The sequence below is a fragment of the Actinoallomurus iriomotensis genome, assembly GCF_030269445.1.
Classification (GTDB): domain Bacteria; phylum Actinomycetota; class Actinomycetes; order Streptosporangiales; family Streptosporangiaceae; genus Actinoallomurus; species Actinoallomurus iriomotensis.
Window position 1 is genome coordinate 755,084 of the sequence record NZ_BSTJ01000002.1, and the last position, 18,243, is coordinate 773,326.

11 protein-coding genes are annotated in these 18,243 nt (G+C 74.2%); 7 read left to right on the forward strand and 4 right to left on the reverse strand.

The window, feature by feature from the left end:
* Positions 1–153: 153 nt before the first annotated feature.
* Entirely contained in the window at positions 154–2,976 is a 2,823-nt protein-coding gene (locus tag QSK37_RS12140; protein WP_285619858.1) for an ATP-dependent RNA helicase, read from the reverse strand.
* A gap of 915 nt (positions 2,977–3,891) precedes the next feature.
* On the opposite strand from QSK37_RS12140, the gene QSK37_RS12145 reads away from it, so the two are divergent.
* From QSK37_RS12145 to QSK37_RS12170, 6 genes are all read left to right on the forward strand, one after another.
* Positions 3,892–6,888 carry a helix-turn-helix transcriptional regulator gene (locus QSK37_RS12145; RefSeq protein ID WP_285619859.1) on the forward strand — a complete coding sequence of 999 codons (2,997 nt, stop codon included), beginning with the start codon at positions 3,892–3,894 and terminating at the stop codon, positions 6,886–6,888.
* A gap of 312 nt (positions 6,889–7,200) precedes the next feature.
* The gene (locus QSK37_RS12150; RefSeq protein ID WP_285619860.1) at positions 7,201–8,592 is read left to right on the forward strand and encodes a S53 family peptidase; all 1,392 of its coding nucleotides are present in this window, start codon (positions 7,201–7,203) and stop codon (positions 8,590–8,592) included.
* Positions 8,593–8,627: 35 nt separating this feature from the next.
* The gene (locus tag QSK37_RS12155; protein WP_285619861.1) at positions 8,628–9,893 is read left to right on the forward strand and encodes a S53 family peptidase; all 1,266 of its coding nucleotides are present in this window, start codon (positions 8,628–8,630) and stop codon (positions 9,891–9,893) included.
* Between the two features lie 32 nt (positions 9,894–9,925).
* Positions 9,926–11,200 carry a S53 family peptidase gene (locus QSK37_RS12160; RefSeq protein ID WP_285619862.1) on the forward strand — a complete coding sequence of 425 codons (1,275 nt, stop codon included), beginning with the start codon at positions 9,926–9,928 and terminating at the stop codon, positions 11,198–11,200.
* A gap of 10 nt (positions 11,201–11,210) precedes the next feature.
* Positions 11,211–13,445 (forward strand): DUF7948 domain-containing protein, encoded by a 2,235-nt coding sequence (locus QSK37_RS12165; protein WP_285619863.1) that lies wholly within the window; start codon positions 11,211–11,213, stop codon positions 13,443–13,445.
* 97 nt (positions 13,446–13,542) lie between these two features.
* Complete coding sequence (locus QSK37_RS12170; RefSeq protein ID WP_285619864.1) at positions 13,543–13,926, forward strand: VOC family protein; 384 nt, start codon at positions 13,543–13,545, stop codon at positions 13,924–13,926.
* Between the two features lie 27 nt (positions 13,927–13,953).
* On the opposite strand, the gene QSK37_RS12175 is transcribed toward QSK37_RS12170, so the two are convergent.
* The 3 genes from QSK37_RS12175 to QSK37_RS12185 all read right to left on the reverse strand — a co-directional run bounded on the left by QSK37_RS12175 (position 13,954) and on the right by QSK37_RS12185 (position 17,155).
* Positions 13,954–15,270 carry an NB-ARC domain-containing protein gene (locus QSK37_RS12175; RefSeq protein ID WP_285619865.1) on the reverse strand — a complete coding sequence of 439 codons (1,317 nt, stop codon included), beginning with the start codon at positions 15,268–15,270 and terminating at the stop codon, positions 13,954–13,956.
* A 524-nt stretch (positions 15,271–15,794) separates the two neighbouring features.
* On the reverse strand, positions 15,795–16,205 hold the full coding sequence (locus tag QSK37_RS12180; RefSeq protein WP_285619866.1) for a nuclear transport factor 2 family protein: 411 nt from the start codon (positions 16,203–16,205) through the stop codon (positions 15,795–15,797).
* 29 nt (positions 16,206–16,234) lie between these two features.
* Positions 16,235–17,155: a zinc-binding dehydrogenase gene (locus QSK37_RS12185; protein ID WP_285619867.1), complete on the reverse strand. Its 921-nt coding sequence runs from the start codon at positions 17,153–17,155 to the stop codon at positions 16,235–16,237.
* Between the two features lie 112 nt (positions 17,156–17,267).
* Between QSK37_RS12185 and QSK37_RS12190 the strand changes: the two genes are divergently transcribed.
* On the forward strand, positions 17,268–18,227 hold the full coding sequence (locus QSK37_RS12190; RefSeq protein ID WP_285619869.1) for a LysR family transcriptional regulator: 960 nt from the start codon (positions 17,268–17,270) through the stop codon (positions 18,225–18,227).
* Positions 18,228–18,243: the final 16 nt, after the last annotated feature.

Here is an 18,243-nt window from a genome sequence, read left to right on the forward strand (position 1 = left end):
ACGAGAGGTCGTTGTCTCGTTCGATCCGGAGACTCGGCGGATGCCGGGATCGTTTCCCAAAAACGAAAGAAGGCCCCTCCTGGGAAACCGGGCGGGGCCTTCTTTCATATTTAGCCTGTGCACATGCTGATTGAGACTACTTCCTTCGGTCTCTCAGCCTCGGCGGCGGGTGTTGGTGCGGCGGGTCGGCTCCGCGGTGGCCGGGTCCTCCGGCCACGGATGGCGTGGATAGCGTCCGCGTAGCTCCGCTCGTACGCTCCGGTAGCCCTCGCGCCAGAAGGAGGCCAGGTCCGCGGTGACCGCGGCGGGGCGGCCGGCCGGTGACAGCAGGTGTACGACGAGCGGTACCCCGGCGACGCGTGGGGCCTCCTGCCAGCCGAACAGCTCCTGCAGCTTGGCCGCGAGCACCGGCCGTTCGCCCGTGTAGTCGATTCGGATTCGCGAGCCGCTGGGCACGGTGACGCGTTCCGGCGCGACGTCGTCGAGGCGCGCCGCGCACTCCCACGGCAGCAGGCCGCGCAGTGCCGCCGCCACGTCGAGGCGCCGCAGGCCGGCGCGGTCGCGGGCGGCGGACGCCAGGTCCAGCGACGTGAGCAGGGCGTCGTCGTCCATCGCGGGCCAGGGCGGGCCGAGCGCGCGATGGCAGAAGGCGAGCCGCGCGCGCAGCGTCTCCGCGTCACGTGTCCAGGACAGCAGGCCCAGCCCCTCGCGGCGCAGCCCCTCTCGCAGCGCGGCGCGGACGAGTTCGGGGCGGGGATCGTCCAGGGGTACGGCGCCGAGTTCGATGGCGCCGAGCCGCTCGACCCGGCGGGCCACCACGTCGCCGTCGCGCCAGACGACCTCCTCCTCAACGGACGCCCCGACGGCGAGCCGCGCGGTCTCCTCATCGATCGGGACGGCCTGGCGGATGCGGGCCGACGGAGCACCCGCCGGCCGGTCGGCGACCGCGATGGCGAGCCAGCCGGACCCGGTCAGCCGCGACCCGCGCTCGGGGACGGCCGCCGTCCCCGACGCCATCAGGTAGCCGCCGTCCCGCGCCCGCGCCACCCGTTCGGGGAAGGCGAGCGCGACCACGATCCCGGCGGCCGTCTCGTCATCCGGCCCGGGAGCCCTCACGCCGCCGGAGCGTCCCGCCGCTCCGGACGCCCCCGCACCGCCGGACGCCGACATACGCGACGCCGCGGCGCCCCCAGAGGTCCCGGCGTCACCGGACACCCCCGCACGAGACGCACCAGCACCACCAGACGCTCCCTGCCCGCGAGACGCCCCGGCACCGCCGGGTGCCGACATACGCGACGCCGCGGCGCCCCCGGACGTCCCGGCGTCACCGGACACTTTCGCCCTGGACGTCGCCGCATCGCCTGACGTTCCAGCACCACCAGACGCCGACGCGCCACCGGACGGCCTCCGCCCAGGAGACGCTTCGGCACCGCCGGACGCCGACATACGCGACGCCGCGGCGCTACCGGACGCCCCCGTATGAGACGCCACCGCGCCTCCAGACGCCACCGCCCCATCCGACGCTGCCGCGTCGCGGGGCAGGGCGCGTCGTAGGCGGCGTGCCTCGTCGCGGAAGGAGCCGTCGTGTCGTCGGGCGCGCCACTGGGCGACCAGGTCGTCGTCGCCGGTTCGGCGGTCGTCCGACAGCAGTGCCACGACCTCGGCGGCGCGTTCGCCCACGTGCGCGGCGCCGTCGATGAGGGCGCGGGCCAGCCGTGGGTGGACGCCGACGCGCGCCATCTCACGTCCGCGTTCGGTCGCGCGGCCGGCATTGTCCACGGCGCCGATGGCGCGGAGTGTGGCGCGGGCCGCTCGCAGCGCGGCGGGCGGCGGCGGGTCGAGCAGCGCCAGCCCGGCGGCGTCCGGATCTCCCCAGCACGCCGCCTGGAGTGCGAAGCCGGTCAGGTCGGCCAGTTCGATCTCGGCGCGTGGCTGTTCGGGCAGCCGGTCGTGTTCGGCCGCGGACCAGCAGCGGTACACCCGGCCCGGTGCCTCGCGCCCGGCACGGCCGGCCCGCTGGTCCGCCGTCGCCCGCGAGGAACGTACGGTGGCCAGCGCGCCGAGGCCGCGCGCATGGTCCACGCGAGGTTCGCGCGACAGGCCGGAGTCCACCACGGCGCGCACGCCCGGCACGGTCAGGGACGACTCGGCGACCGAAGTGGCGAGCACGACCCGCCGGGCGCCGCCCTCGCGCGGTCGAAGGGCCGCCTCCTGGACCTCCGCGGGCGCGCGGCCGTGCAGCTGGAGCACCTCCAGACCGCCGAGGGCGCCGGCCACCCGCCCCAGCTCACGTACGCCGGGCAGGAAGCACAGCACGTCGCCGTCCCCCTCCTCCAGCGCCCGGCGTACGGTCCGTGCGACGTGGTCGAGCAACGCGGGATCGACCGACAGCCCGTGCGGCGGGCGTACGGGCCGGGGCGGTGGCGTCCAGATCGTCTCCACCGGATGCACGGCCGCGTCGGCCGTCACCACCGGTGCGCCGCCCAGCAACCGCGCCCACGCGGCGGTGCCCGCCGTGGCCGACGCGGCGATCAGGCCCAGGTCGGGCCGGAGCGCCGCACGTATGTCGAGCAGGAACGCCAGCGCCGTGTCGGCGTCGAGGTGGCGTTCGTGGCATTCGTCGAGGATGACGACGTCCGCGCGCACGTCGGGGTCGTGCTGGAGTCGTTGCAGCAGCAGGCCGGTGGTGACCACCTCGACCGCGCTGCCGGGCCGCCGCTCCCCGCGGATGGCGTATCCGATCCGCTCGCCGACCGGCTCACCGAGCATCCAGGCCATCCGGCGGGCGGCGGCCCGCGCGGCCAGCCGGCGCGGTTCGGCCACGATGACCCGCCGTCCGGTCTCGGCGAGGGCCGGCGGCACGAGCGTGGTCTTGCCGGTGCCGGGCGGCGCGGCGAGCACGGCGGTGCCCGAGTCGTCGAGCGCGTCGCGCAGGGCGGGCAGCGCGGCGGCCACCGGGAGGTCGAAGGAACGCACGCCATCAGTCTCGCGGAACACCGCCGGTCCCACGGACGGCGGCGCGGTCCGTGGAGGCGGCTCCACCGCTTCGTGCCGATGGCGCTCCCCGGCGGCCGGCCCCGCCGGGCGTACGGTGACGGCACCGTCGCCGGGATGGCGTCCGCACCGAACGGCGGCTTCGGCGACCGGCCACCACCCTCAGGCAACGCAGCGCGACGGCCGCATCCGCAGTACCCGGACGGGCGCGCCCACCACCACCCCCGCCGCGCCGCAGCGGTGAACCGCCACCCTGAGCGAACACGCAACGCCCCCGGGCGTACGGCGACGGCACCATCACCGCGACGGCGTCCGCGCCCGGACGGCCGCCCCATCCCGCGCGGCCAGACGGCGCCGCCGGGCACGGTCGGGTGCACGTCCTCACTGTGTCTCGCGAGATGGACGAGCACCTCGGTGCGGATCGCGGGGCGGCGCGTCGAGAGCCTGGCGCACGCTACCCGGCCAGGCGCGGCCGCCACCGCTCCCAGCAGGACCGCGGCAGTGAACCGCCACCCCGGGGCGTACGGCGACGGCACCGTCACCGGGACGGCGTCCGCGCCCGGTCGGCCGCCTCATCCCGCGTGGCGCATAGGACCTGTCCTGGCGGTGCCCGTATCCGCGGTGCCCGTCCGGGCGCGGTCGCCGCCGCTCTCGGCCGGGCCGTGGTCGTGAACCCTCATCGTCGGCGAGCACGCGGCCGGCCCCCGCCGGGCGTGGTAGCCGCCGCTCTCGGCCGGGCCGTGGCGGTGAACCGTCAGAGTCGGCGAGCGCGTGGCCGGCACGGGCTCCGCCGTCAGTCCCGCACCTTTGGACACTTTCGGTCACACCAAAAGCATGGAGATTTGATCAAGATTCAACCAGAATGCACTGATCTGCCGATTCGGCGAGAGGCGGGATATGGCCGCAGCGGTGCCGCGCGACCGGAGCGATCACGCCCCGATGGTCGCACCACCCGCTTTCGTGGGACGGCGGCGCGAGCTGGCGGTCCTGGCCGAGACCCTGGCGAGCCCTCCGGCGGTCGTGCTGGTGGAGGGCGAGGCGGGGATCGGCAAGAGCCGGTTGCTGCGGGAGTTCCGTGCGGCGTCGGCGGTGCGGCTGATGCCGACGGCCGAGTGTCCCCCGCTCCATGATCCGTACACGCTGGGTCCGGTGGTCGACGCGGTGCACCAGGCCACCGACGGGGTGGCGGGGCTGGGGCTGAGCGACCTGGCGGGAGCGTTGCGGCCGCTGTTCCCGGAGTGGGCCGCCGACCTCCCTCCGGCGCCGGAGCCGGCCGAGGACGCGCGGGCCGCCCGCCACCGGCTGTTCCGGGCGCTGGTCGAGTTGCTCGACCGCCTGGACGTGGCGGTGCTGGTGGTCGAGGACGTGCACTGGGCCGACGACGCGACGCTGGAGTTCCTGCTGTTCGTCACCTCGCGAAGGCCGCAGCCGGTGAGCCTGGTGGTGACCTACCGGCCCGAGGACGTTCCCGCCGGTTCGCTGCTGCTGCGGCTGTCGTCGCGGCTGCCGCCGGGTACGACGCGAGCGCGGCTGGCCCTCGATCCGCTGGACGTCGCGGAGACGGCGAACCTGGTGTCCTCGATGCTGGGCGGGGAGCGGATGTCGGCGGAGTTCGCCGCGTTCCTGCACCAGCACACCGACGGCGTGCCGCTGGCGGTGGAGGAGTCGGTGCGGCTGATGCACGACCGCGCCGACGTGACTCCGTACGGGGGCGGGTGGATCCGCCGGCATCTGGCGGACATCGACGTTCCGCCGACGGTGCGGGACTCGGTGGTGGAACGCAGCGGGCGGCTGGGCGAGGACGCCCAGGCGATGCTGCGGGCGGCCGCGGTCCTCGCCGAACCCGCGAACGAGGCGACGCTGGCCGCGGTGGGCGAACTGACCGCCGACCACTCCGCCGCCGGCCTGGCCGAGGCGCTGGACTGCGGGCTGTTGCGGGACGACGAGCGCGGGCTGGTGTCGTTCCGGCACGGGCTGGCCTGCCGCGCGGTGTACGAGGCGACGCCCCGGCCGCTGCGCCGGGCGATGCACCTGCGGGCGGGCCGGGCACTCGAAGGGATGACACCACAACCGGTGGTACGGCTGGCCCACCACTTCCGGGAGGCCGACGACACCGGTTCCTGGGCCCGCTACGCCGAGCGGGCCGCCGACGTCGCCACCGAGGCGGGCGACTGGGTCGCCGCCTCGGTGCTGCTGCACGGCCTGCTGACGAGCGCCGGCCTGCCGCCGGCCGCCATGGCGCCGCTGGCCGCCAAGATCCGGCCCGGCTCCCTGACCGGGAGGTCCCGTCTGCGGGGCGTCGTGGCGGCGCTCCGGACGGCACTCGACTCCGGCGCCCTCGACGCCGGGGAGCAGGCGGCGACGCGATACCGGCTCGGCATGCTCCTCGCGTCCAACTACGACTACGACGACGCACAGCGCGAGCTGGAACTGGCGGTCCCCGGTCTCCGGCCGGGATCGGTCGCGCTGTCCCATGCGATGACGCTCCTCGGCTGGCCGCTGGGCGCGAGTCGTCCCGGCCGGGCGCACCGTGACTGGCTGCGCCGCGCGGCGGACGCCGCGAGTCTGGTGCCGGCGGCGGAGCGACCGGACCTCGCCACGAAGCGTGCCGTCGGGCTGTTGCTGCTCGACGATCCCGACGGCTGGGCGGTCGCGGCGACGGTTCCGGACGAGTTCGCCACGCCCGCGCAGCGGCGCAGCGTCGCGTTCCGCGACATGAACATGGGCGACCTGGCGATGCGGTGGGGACGGTACGCGGAGGCCCGCGCCCGGCTGGACAACGCGTGGGCGCTCGCCGAGGAGCACGGCTACCCCCGCTACGGCGAGGTCGCCCGCGCCAACCTGCTCCACCTGGACTGGTTCACCGGACGCTGGGACGGCCTGACCGCCCGCGCCTCGGCCTACGAGGCGTCCGGCGAGGCCATGCCCCTGAACCGGCTCGAGGTCTCCCTGGTCACCGGCTTGATGCTGGCGGCGAACGGCCGGCGCTCCGAGGCGGAGAGCGCGCTGGCCGAAGTCATGACCCAGATGGGAGAGCTCGGCGCCGTGCACGCGGTGGTGGAACCGGCCGCGGCCCTGGCGCGGCTCCACCTGGCCGCCGGTCGCGTCGAGGACGCCCTGCGCGTGACCGCCCAGCCGATCGGCGTCGTCGCGCTCAAGGAGGCCTGGCTGTGGGCCACCGACCTGGCGCCGGCGCGCGTCGACGCGCTGCTCGCGGCGGGCCGGGCCGAGGACGCGGCGGAGCTGGTGGCCGCCTTCGAGGCCGGGGTACTCGGCCGGAACGCGCCGGCGCCGCAGGCCGCTCTGGCGCTGTGTGAGGGAATCCTCGCAGCCGGGCAGGGCGCGCCGGAGCGTGCCGCGACGGCGTTCACCCGCGCCGCGGCCGCCTGGGAGGCGCTGCCTCGGCCGTACGACGCGCTGCTGGCCCGTGAACGCCGTGCCCGCTGCCTGCTCGCGGCGGGACGGCGCGACGCCGGGCTGTCGTCGCTCGCCGAGGTCGCCGCGGGGCTGTCCGACCTGGGTGCGTCCGCCGACGCCGAACGGCTGCGCGAGTGCCTGGCGACGTACGGGCCGCGGGAGCACGGCGCGGCGGAACCGGAAGGGCGCCGGACGACCGTGGACGACGCCAGCGGGAACGGGGAGCGGCGGCGACGGGGCCGTCCCGGCTACGGCGACCGGTTGTCCCCGCGTGAGCTCGAGGTCGTACGGCTTCTCATCGACGGGAAGACCAACCCGCAGATCGCCGAGGCGCTCGTGCTGTCACGGCAGACCGTCAACAGCCATGTGGGCTCGGCAATGCGCAAGCTGCGCGTCTCGTCGCGGACGGCGCTGGCGGTCAGCGCGGTCGAGCTCGGACTGGCCCGCGACGGCCGGGCTCCGCACGACGACGAATAAATCATCCGCTCCGCGCGGCGGAAAAAGATCCCCCACCTGACCAATGGCCGGGCGATACGGCACGGGCGAGACTCCAGATCACCGTGATCACGAGGAGTACCGCCGATGAACCAGCCGGCCGGCACCGGTTCCCCCGAGCCATCCGACCCCGCGGATCCCTCCGGCCGACCGGGAGATCCCGGTCCTGCCGAGCCGCCCGACGAGGACCTCCCAGGCGTCGGCCGGCCGGCCGACGCGATACCCGACGACTACGAACCCCTCTGACCCGCCGGTCCCGGCGTGCCGGGGCTGCCGAGATCCCAAGGAGACCTGATGAGAGAACGGCGGCCATCGACGAGTCTGGGCGGGCGCCTGTCCGGCCGACTGCGCCGCGTCGCGGTGGTGGTGGCCTCGGTCGCCCTCGCCGCGAGCGCGGGCGTCGGCGGCGCGACCGCCACCACCAAGCCGGCCGGGAACGACGGGCCGCCCCGGGTCCTGACGTCGCCCGGCGGGACGCTCTCCGACGTGCGGTCGGGCCAGGCGCGTCCCGCCGCGGTCGCCGTACCGCAGGCGACGCACACCGGCTCCGGATGGACCACGCACCCTCTCATGGCCAGCGTGCAGGGCTGGAAGTCGGGGACGACACCGCAGCTCACCCGCACCACACCGACCGGGTACACCCCGGCGCGGCTGCGCGCGTCGCTGCACCTGACCGGCACCGGGAAGGGCCAGACGGTGGCGGTCGTCAACGCGTTCGACAACCCGTACGCCGCGCAAGACCTGACGACCTACAGCAAGCAGTTCGGGCTTCCCGTGCCATGCACCAAGCAGGTCAAGTCGGGGTGTTTCACCTTCACGGTGGCCAAGCCGTACGGGGTCGCGGGCGCCGACCCGGGCTGGGCACTGGAGTCGAGCCTGGACGTTCAGACGGTGCACGCGCTGGCCCCGGAAGCGAACATCGTGCTGGTCGAGGCGCGGGACAACGCCTTCACCAGCATGTTCCAGGCGCTCGACTACGCCGCGGGCCTGGGCGCCGGCGTGATCAGCAACAGCTGGGGCGCCGACGGGGAGTTCGACGGGGAGACCGGCGCCGATCGGCACTGCGCGCTGGCGTCGGCGTTGTGCGTGTTCTCCGCCGGCGACAACGGCAACCCCGGCGGCTACCCGAGCTACAACCCGTACGTCCTGTCGGTGGGCGGCACCACCCTCGGCCTCACCCAGGACGGCGAGGTCGACTTCGAGGTCGCCTGGTGCTGCTCGACCGGGGCGACCGGTGGCGGCGTCAGCGCGTACGAACCACGCCCGGCCTACCAGGACGGGGTCAACCCCGACGAACACCGCGGCATCCCCGACGTCAGCTTCAACGCCGACCCGTACACCGGCGTGCCGGTCTATGACACCGCCGGCGTGAACGGGCAGAACGGCTGGTTCCAGCTCGGCGGCACCAGCGCGGGAGCTCCCGCGTGGGCGGGCATCGTCGCCGCGGCCGACCAGTTGCGCGCCAAGGCCAAGCGGCCACCGCTCGCGGGCGCGAACTTCCAGGCCCAGAAGTTGATCTACAGCATGCCGCACACCGCGTTCCGCGACATCACCCGTGGCGCCGGCAACCTCATCCAGTGCACCGGCGACGTCCGTACCTGCCGGGCCAAGAGCGGCTACGACACCGTCACCGGCTGGGGCAGCCCCGGCTCCGGCATCGACGTGGCCCTGGCCGCCGCCCGTTAGGGCACCCCCACCAGACCGACCTCCAGGAGTCACCCATGCATCCCCCCCGATTCATCAGCAGGCTTCGCGGTGGCCTCGCGCTGGCCGCACTCGCCGGAGGGCTCTGCCTCTCCCCCGTCACGGCGCAGGCACAACAGATCTCCGGACCGGCGACACCCGGGCCCGAGGTGACGGCCGTGCCGCAGCATGCCGGTCCGCCCGGAGTGCGCACCGTACGGCACCCGCTCATGGCCCGGGTGCGAGGCCATGACGCGAAGGGCCGCCCGCTGCTGGCCGCCGGAGCGCCCGGCGGGTACACGGCCGCCCAGCTGCGCGCCGCGACCGGGCTGAAGGGCACCGGCAAGGGCCAGACCGTGGCGGTCGTGGACGCCTTCAACGACCCGTACGCCCTGGAGGACCTGAACACCTACAGCGCGCAGATGGGACTGCCGGGCGTCTGCACCCGCAAGAAGCAGAAGAACTGTTTCTCGTTCACGCAGGTGCAGCCGGACGGTATCGGCGGCTACGACCCGGGTTGGGGGATGGAGTCCTCGCTCGACGTCCAGATGGTGCACGCGCTCGCGCCGGACGCGCACATCGTCCTCGTCGAGGCGTACGACAACTCCGTCGACGCGATGTTCCAGGCCCTGGACTACGCGGCGTCACTGGGCGCGCCGACGATCAGCAACAGCTGGGGCGTCGACGGCGAGGCGGATGACGAGACCACCTACGACCGGCACTGCGACCTCGACGACAGCGTGTGCGTCTTCTCGGCGGGCGACTCCGGAAACCCGGGCGGCTACCCGGCGTACAACCCGCACGTGCTGGCCGTCGGCGGCACCGAACTCAGCCTCGGCCGCGCCGGGAACGTGCTGGGCGAGACCGCCTGGTCCCTCGGCGGCGGCGGGATCAGCCAGTACGAACCGCGCCCGGCATACCAGGACCAGGTCAACTCCGACGAGCACCGCGGTATCCCGGACGTCAGCTTCGACGCCGACCCGGACAGCGGCGTCGCGGTCTACTTCACCGGGGCCAACGGATGGGTCGAGGTCGGCGGGACCAGCGCCGGAGCGCCGGCCTGGGCCGGGATCCTCGCCGCCGCCGACCAGTTGCGCGCCGCGGCCGGAAAGCCCGCGCTCACCTCGGCGGACGACCAGACGCAGAAAGCCGTGTACGGGCTGAAGAGCGGACTGGCCGACGTCACCACCGGCGGCAACGGCAGCTGCGGCGCCGTCTGCACGGCGGGCCCCGGCTACGACTTCGTCACCGGCCTGGGCAGCCCCCGCGCCGGCATCGACACCGCCCTCGCGGCGGCACCGTGATCCGGCCTTCCGACACCACGAAGAGGGACATGATGCGCACATCCACCTGGCTGGCCGGCGTCGCCGCGGCGACTCTGATCGGCACGGCGGTGCCGGCCTCGGCCGAGACCCCGCCGCCGACCCCGTCATCCGGCACCGCGAGCCGGCTCGCCACGATCCAGACCGAGATGGCCGGCGCCCCGGCCGGGCGCATGCGGCCGCTCTGGCAGCCCGCGACGACCACGGGCGTGACGCCGCGCACCATCGGCGTGCCCGGCGGCTACGACCCGGACGTGCTGCGCGCCCACCTCCGGCTGAGCGGCACCGGGAAGGGCCAGACCGTGGCGATCGTCGTGGCCTTCGACGTCAGCGCGGCGGTCACCAAGGCGGTGACGAGCTACAGCGAGTGGTACGGCCTGAAGCCGCCGTGCTCGGAGACCGTGACGTCCGGCTGCTTCCCGCTGAAGGTCGTCGCCCCGAACGGCACCGCGCCGATCGACGCCGACACCGCGCTTCCCGCGCGCTCCTTCCAGGTCGAGGCGGACCTGGACGTCGAGATGGTGCACGCCGTCGCGCCGGACGCCGCCATCACCGTGGTGGAGGGGTACGACAACTCGACCGAAGCGATGATGGCCGCGCTCGACCACGCGGTCTCGCTGCACCCGGCCGTGATCAACAACAGCTACGGCATGGACGAGTTCGAGGGCGAGCGGGACCTCGACGGCCGCTGTACGGCGACGGGCGTGCTGTGCGTGTTCGCCTCCGGCGACGCGGGGAACCCGGGACTCTGGCCGGCGGCCGCCCCGGACGTGCTCGCGGTCGGGGGCACCACCCTCGACATGGACTCGGCCGGGAAGGTCCGCTCGGAGGTGGCCTGGCAGGGCAGCGGCGGCGGGATCAGCCCCTTCGAGCCGCGGCCCGCCTACCAGCGCGCCGCCGTCCCGAACGGCACCGGCCGGGGCGTCCCCGACGTCAGCTTCGACGCCGACCCCCAGTCCGGCTTCGCCGTCTACGTCGTCATCGACGTCTCCCCGTTCCCGATCTACTACGACGACTGGGCGATGATCGGGGGCACCAGCGCCGGGGCGCCGATCTGGTCGGCGATCGCCGCGGTGGCCGACCAGCAGCGCGCCGCGCACCGCGAACCGCCGCTGACCGCCGGGCAGGTCCACGCCGCCGTCTACGCCGGGAAGGCGAAGCAGCCGGCCGACATCATCGCCGGCGCCAACGGGCTCTGCGACACCTGCTTCGCCGGTCCCGGCTACGACCTGGTCACCGGGAAGGGCAGCCCGCGTGCCGGGATCGACACCTACCTCGCCCGCCACTGAGGAGACGCTCATGCGTGTTCACTACGCACGATCACTGAGCCTGCTGTCGGCGGCCGTGCTGATCCCCGCGTTCGCCGGGTTCACCGCGGGGAACGCGTCCGCCGCGACGGCGCACCGGCCCGCCGCGAAAAAGACCTCGGTGACGGCCGCCCCGATGACCTTCGCCCGCAACGAGGGGCAGGCACCCGGCGGCGTCCGCTACCTCGGCGCGTCCGCGGGCGTCGGCGTCGCCTTCACCGACTCCGGTGTGAGCATCGACCTGACGAAGAGCTCCGGCGCGGACTCGCGCACGCCGTCGAAGGCGTCGGTCACGCTGCGGTTCGTCCACGCCGCCCGGCATCCCGAGGTCACCGGCGCGCAGCGCTCGTCCGCGGTCGTCAACGACTTCCACGGCGCGGACCCGGCCCGCTGGCACACCGGCATCCCGACGTTCGGGCAGGTCGTCTACCACGACCTGTGGCCCGGCATCGACGGGATCTTCAGCGTCAGGAACGGGACGCTGAAGTACTCCTTCGCGCTCGATCCCGGCGCGGACCCGGACGACATCCGGCTGTCCTACGCCGGAGCCGACCGCGTCTCGGTCGACCGGGGCGGCGACCTCGCCGTCGCCACGGGCCGTACGGTCCTGCACGACCAGGCTCCGGTCAGCTACCAGGGCGCCGGTCGGGTCATGACCGGGTACCGGCTGCTCGGCGGCACGGACTTCGGGTTCACCCTCGCCCGGTACCGTCACGACGCCCCGCTCACCCTCGACCCGGGACTCGACTACAGCACCTATCTCGGTTCCACCGACGGCATGCCGGCCAGCTCCTTCTCCGTCGGCCACGACGACGCCGGAAATCTGTACGTCTTCGGCCAGTCGTCCTCGCCCGCCTTCCCCACCACCCAGACCTCGCACCGACCGGACGGTGAGTCGCCCGACTTCGTCGTCGCCAAGCTCGACCCCACCGGCAGCCGCCTGATCTACTCCACGTTCGTCGGCGGTTCGGGCGCCGAGGCGGGGTCCCGCGGTGCGGTGGGCGGCGACGGCGCGGTCTACGTCAGCGGCGTCTCGTCCTCCGCGGACTTCCCCACCACCACGGGCGCCTTCCGGAAGACGCCCTACCAGGCGCCGGGCCAGAGCGTCGCCTTCAAGCTCGACCCGGCCGGATCACGGCTGTCCTACGGCACCTATCTCGCCCCGGACCTCACCGTGAGCGACGTCGAGGCCGGCGCCGACGGCTCGCTCACCGTCGGCGGGTCCACCACGTCGGACTACGCCCCGACGACGGCGGACGCGTACCTGGCCGACTACCCCGGTGGCCAGGTGAGCGGCTACCTCGTACGCCTCGACCCGGCCGGTTCGGATCTCCTCTTCGGTACGTACCTGGGCGCGCCGATCACCGACCAGGTGGCGAAGTACGGGTGGGATCCGGGCTGTTACGTCTACGCGATCGCGGTCGATCACGCGGGGGCGACCTACGCCACGGGCGGATGCGTCAACGGTCTCCCGACGACCCCCGGCGGTTTCCAGGCGACGAAGAAGGGGCTGGCCAGCATCCTGGTCAAGCTCGATCCCACCGGGCACAAGGCCGACTACGCCACCTACATCGGCGACCTGGACAGCGACATCATGCGCACCGACGGCGTGGCGGTGGACCGTGACGGGCACGCCTGGGTGGTCGGCGACGCGCCGCCCGGCTCGGTCTCCCCCACCCCGGACGCCTACGCCACGGAATGCGTGTCGGCCGCCGACTACCCGAGATGCGCGACGCTCACCGAGTTCGACGGCTCCGGCCACGTGGTTCACAGCACCTACTTCGCCGCCGCCGGCGACGGGCAGACCACGCCCTTCGGGGGTGTCGAGGTCGACGACGACGGACGCGTGTACGTGGCCGGCATGACCGGTCCGGGCCTGCCCACCACGCCGGACGCCTACTCCACCACGCCGGGCGGTTACGAGATGCCGTACTTCCTGGCCGTCTTCGAGAACCACGCGCTGCGGTACTCGACGTACTTCGGCGGCACGAGCACCGCCTGCGCCGGCGCGCTCTGCGGCCTCATCGCGGGCTTCGTCGACGTCGCACCCGATGTCCGCTCCGGGAGCGTGTACCTCGCGGGCACGACGACGGCGCCCGACTTCCCGGTGACGCCCGGTGCGTTCCAGACCACCTATCCCGGCGGCTCCAACACCATCTTCGCGGCGAAGCTCACCCTGCCCTGGGCGACGTCCGCCAAGCCGACCACGTCCGGAGGTGACCGCTAGAGACACCCTGCGGTGAGGATGGCGTCCTGTTCGACGAGCAGGACGCCATCGGTCTTCTCGCGGAGGGCGGCGGGTCCTGGTCTGTCAGGATCGGCGCATGCTGAACATCGGAACGATCGTGATGGGCGCGGCGGACGTCCGGCGCGCGGCGGACTTCTGGTGCCGGGCGCTGGACTACGTGCCCCGCGGCGGGGTGGTGGAGGACGCCTGGACGATGCTGGTGCCGGCGAACGGCTCCGGTGCCGGCCTGGCGCTCGGGTTCAGCGAGACGCCGGCGCAGGAGCACCCGCGCGTCCACCTCGACCTGTACGCGGACGACGCGGCGGAGCAGGCCGCCGAGGTACGGAGGCTGGTCGCGCTCGGCGCCGAGCGGGTCGACTGGGACCGGTACCCGGACGACCCCGACTTCGTCGTGCTGGCCGACACCGAGGGCAACCGCTTCTGCGTCATCGACGTGAGCCATACGCCCCCGCCGTCCTGACTCTCAGGCTTCCGGCTTCGCGACCGGCTACCGGACCGCCTCGTCGGCACGTAATTGCTCCGCCTCGGCGAACCCGGCGACCGAGGCACGGCGGCGCGTCGCCGCGCGGACCGCTCGCACGGCGTTGCGCAGGTGGCCGGGGCTCCACTCCCGGTCGATGACCTGCGCCACGATCAGCAGGAGCTCCGCCGCCTGGGCGAGCGGCCCACCGGGCTCCCTCGCGGCGCGCTCGACCGCGGTGAGGATGGCGTCCTGCTCGACGAACAGCCAGGCGCGCGCGGCCTCGCGGGTGAGGCGCTTCGACGGCGCCCCGCCCAGGACCCCGGTCGCCTCACGCGCCGCCGCGAGGTAGTGGTCGAGCAGGCCGCGCACGGCGCGTACGCGTTCCTCACGGGTGCAGGAACGGTTCAGGGCGAAGAGCCGGAGCAGGTCGTGGAAGCGGTACCGGTCCGGGGCGCAGCTCTCCAGCAGGCTCAGGTCGGCCAGCGTCTCCAGGATGTCGTCGGCGCGCTGGGGCCGCAGGCCGAGCGCGGCGCCGGCGGCACCGGTCGAGAAGCCGGGCCCGTCGACCAGCGCCAGCAGCCGGAACGCCCGCGCCTCGTCCCGTCCCAGCAGGTCATAGCCCAGCCGGAAACAGGCGACGGCCGCGGGCAGTTCCTCCATCCGGCCGCGGGCGAGACGGCGGGCCAGGGCGTCGATCCGCAGCGAGGGACGGGCCGCCAGCCACGCCCCGGCGCCGCGTACCGCCAGCGGCAGGAACCCGCAGGCGGCCACCAGGTCGAGTGCCGCGGCGCGCTCGGCCGCCACGCGTTCCGCGCCGGCCGCGCTCTCCAGGAGCGCCACCGCCTCGTACGGCTCCAGCACGTCGAGGTCGAGCCGCCGGGCCCCGGGAAGCCCGGCCATCGTGGCACGACTCGTCACCAGCACCGCGGACCCGGACGACCCGGGCAGCAGCGGCCGTACCTGCGCGGGACTGCGCGCGTCGTCCAGCAGCACGAGCATCCGCCGGCCGGCCAGCTCGGACCGGTAGAGCGCCGCGCGTTCCTCGAGCGCGTCGGGGACCTCGCGCCGGCCGAAGGCGCGCAACAGCCCGCCGAGCAGGGCGTACGGCTCGGCCGGGCGATCGGCCATGCCGCGCAGGTCGACGTAGAGCGGTCCCCCGGAGAAGCGTCGCCGCACGGCGTGCGCGACGTGCACGGCGAGAGCGGTCTTGCCGACGCCGCCCATGCCGTTCACGGCGGCGATCGGCACCGGCCCGCCGGACTGGAGCACGCCGGTCAGCTCGGCGACGGCGCCGCTCCGCCCGACGAAGTCCCCGATGTCCGGCGGAAGCCGGTACGGCATCACAGGTTCCTCCGTGTGAGCGTGTCGAGAAAGAGAGCCCTGCACCGGTCCGTCACCTCCGGTGCAGGGCTCCGGCTTCCCGGCCTGGTACGGCGCGGGTCGCCTCCCCCGTCCTCGCCCGGCAACGCAGCGGCATTGGCCTCCGGGCGAATGGCCGGGCCTTTACCCCCTCGGCCCGTCCACGTGAAGAATTCTGCGGGGCGGCGATCAACGTCCGATCAACGAGGAATCAACGCCGGCCGGCTCAGCCGAGCGCGGCGGTCGCGCCCACCGCTCGTGGAGCGTCTGACCTGCGAGCATGCCGAACGCCAGCTGCTCGGCCGGGTCCGGCACGCCGCGCTTCTCGAGTGCCCCGGCCATGGCCACGGCGAGGCCGGCGCGCTTGAACGCCGCGCGCTCACGCGGAGACCCGGCGGCTGCTGGGCTGGGAGCCGGTCCGGCCCGGCCTCCTCACCGACCTGGAGCAAGGCCCCTACTTCACCGCCGGGTGAGCCGGGCCACGCGGTGCCGCCGGCCGGGCCCGGCTACGCGCGGTGTCCGGGGAAGAGGGCCGCCGCCACATGCCGGGTGTCCGCGTACTCGACGACGGAGGCGATCCGGCCGTCGCGGACCGTGTAGACACCGATGCAGCGGTTGTCGTACGTGCCGCCGTACACGGTCCGCGCCGTCGAGGTCCACTCGGCGACCACGCGGTCGTCCTCGGCGATCGTGCCGATCAGCTCGATCCTCATCGTGCCGGGGACGAGGAGCGGTCCCATGCCGCCCAGGAATTCGCCGACGATCGCGTCGCGGCCCCGCCACACCTTCGAGATCGGCAGGTCGCCCGGGTAGTGCCAGGTCGCGTCCTCGGCGAAGCTCTCGTAGACGACGTCGGCGTCGCCGTCGCGGACGGCCTCGACGTAGCGGACGACGACGGCTCGGGGGTCGGTGGTCATGGTCGTACTCCTTGGTCCGTTCGATCTGTTCAGGAGAGGGTGAGCACGGCCTTGCCGCGGATGCGGCGGTCGCGCAGGTCGGTGAGGACGGTCGCGGTGTCGGCCCAGTCCGCGACGCGGCCGATCTCGGGGTGCAGGCGGCCTTCGGCGGTGAGCCGGACGAGCGCCGCGAGGTCGTCGCCGAGGCCGGTGTCCGCGTCGAGGTAGTGGAAGTGGCGGATGACGGCCGACTCGGGCCCGTCGAAGAAGTCGAAGAAGTCGAGCGTCGCCGGGGTACGGCTGGCCTGCCCGAACCAGACGAGCGTGCCGCGCTTCGCCAGCCGCGCGAGGACGACGGGAAGTGTCTCGCCGCCCGTCGACTCCAGGACGATGTCGTACCGCCCCCGCGCGTCCGCCGGGTCGTGGACGATCGCGGCGGCGCCGAGCTCGGTGAGCCGAGCGCCGCGTACGGCGTCCCGGGTCACGGCGGTGACCTCCGCGCCGGCGGCGGCCGCGAGCTCGGTCACGAAGTGGCCCACGCCCCCGGACGCACCGGTCACCAGCAGGCGCCGCCCCAGCACGGGCCCGGCCGTCCGCAGCAGCCGCAACGCGGTGAGCCCCGCGAGCGGCAGCGCGGCGCCCTGGAGCGCGGACACGGTGTCCGGCAGCACCGCGAGCGCGTCGGCCGGCACGGCCGCGAACTCCGCCCAGCCGCCCGCCATGGGATGGCCGACGACGCGGGCGATACCGGCCGGCCCGCTCCCGTCGGCGGCGGGCTGCACGACGAGCCCCGCGATGTCCTTGCCGGGCCGCTCGCCGGGCGCGGGCGCCTCCAGCTTGAACATCTCGCCCCGGTTGGCCGAGAACGCCTCGACCTTCACGAGCGCCTCGTTCGCGCGCGGCACCGGCTCGGGCACGTCGGCGAGCACGACCGGTTCGGCGGGATCCCCGGTCGGGATGAGAGCTTTCATCGTGATGCCTCCCTGGTAATTCCTGAGGACACTTCACCGGGTGCGGCGGTGGCGGGGCCAACAACGGAGCCGCACGGCCGACAACGCCGCGTTGTCGCATATGGTCGGCGGCGTGGACCTCGACCTCGCCCTGGTCCGTGCGTTCGTCGCGACCGCCGAGACGCTGCACTTCGGGCTTGCCGCCAAGCGGCTGAACACCAGCCAGCAGGCGCTGTCGAAGCGCATCGCGCGCCTGGAGTCGCTGCTCACCGTGCGGCTGTTCGAACGCGAGGGCGGCACGCGGTTGACCGAGGCCGGTGAGCGGTTCGAACCGGCCGCGCGCGAGGCTCTCGCCGCGGGTGAGCGCGCGGTCGCGGCGGCGCTGGGCGCCGGGCAGGTCGTACGGATCGACGTGTGGGGCCACCTCTACGCGCCGATGCGCACCGTCGCGCAGGCGGTGGAGGCCCTCGGCGCGATCCGGTTGGAGCCGGGCCCGGCACGTGACTGGCCGTCGGCCGCGGAGGCGCTGCTGCGCGGCGACACCGACCTGGGTTTCGGCCGGGTGCACCCGCTGCCCGGCGGCCGCGACGCGGGCCTCGCCCAGCGGCTCGTGCGCCTGGAGCCCGTCGACGCGGTGGTCAGCACGTCCCACCCGCTGGCCGGCGCGGGCGAACTGCGCCCCGCCGACCTGCGGGACAGCACACTGTGGTGCCCGGCCGAGCTGCCCCGTCTGGACTTCCTACGACGCTTCGCCGACGAGTTCGGCGTCACCCGACGCGAGGAGGGCCCCAACCTGGGCCTCGACCACCTCGTTCAGCGCATCCGCACCGATGCGACGTGCTTCACGCTCTTCCCCGCCGACGCGCCGCTGCCCGGCGACGCGGGTCTGCGCTCCGTCCCGATTGTCGCGCCGACCCCGCTGTACGCGTGGTCGGTCGCCTGGCGCGAGTCGCACCTCCATCCGCTGCTCGACACCCTGCTGCGCGGTTTCGCCGAAGCGGGCCGCACCCGGCGCTGGCTGGACTACGCGCCGGAGCGTGACTGGCTCCCGGAGTCGGACCACGCCGCACTCGCGGGTCCGCCAAGGGGCTGACTCCGGCAGCGTCTTC

Bases quoted from the DNA above. Each gene is read 5' to 3' on its own strand.
- QSK37_RS12185 (WP_285619867.1), bottom strand. From the start codon at position 17,155: ATGAAAGCTCTCATCCCGACCGGGGATCCCGCCGAACCGGTCGTGCTC.
- QSK37_RS12180 (WP_285619866.1), bottom strand. From the start codon at position 16,205: ATGACCACCGACCCCCGAGCCGTCGTCGTCCGCTACGTCGAGGCCGTC.
- QSK37_RS12145 (WP_285619859.1), top strand. From the start codon at position 3,892: ATGGCCGCAGCGGTGCCGCGCGACCGGAGCGATCACGCCCCGATGGTC.
- QSK37_RS12150 (WP_285619860.1), top strand. From the start codon at position 7,201: ATGAGAGAACGGCGGCCATCGACGAGTCTGGGCGGGCGCCTGTCCGGC.
- QSK37_RS12160 (WP_285619862.1), top strand. From the start codon at position 9,926: ATGCGCACATCCACCTGGCTGGCCGGCGTCGCCGCGGCGACTCTGATC.
- QSK37_RS12175 (WP_285619865.1), bottom strand. From the start codon at position 15,270: ATGCCGTACCGGCTTCCGCCGGACATCGGGGACTTCGTCGGGCGGAGC.
- QSK37_RS12155 (WP_285619861.1), top strand. From the start codon at position 8,628: ATGCATCCCCCCCGATTCATCAGCAGGCTTCGCGGTGGCCTCGCGCTG.
- QSK37_RS12165 (WP_285619863.1), top strand. From the start codon at position 11,211: ATGCGTGTTCACTACGCACGATCACTGAGCCTGCTGTCGGCGGCCGTG.
- QSK37_RS12170 (WP_285619864.1), top strand. From the start codon at position 13,543: ATGCTGAACATCGGAACGATCGTGATGGGCGCGGCGGACGTCCGGCGC.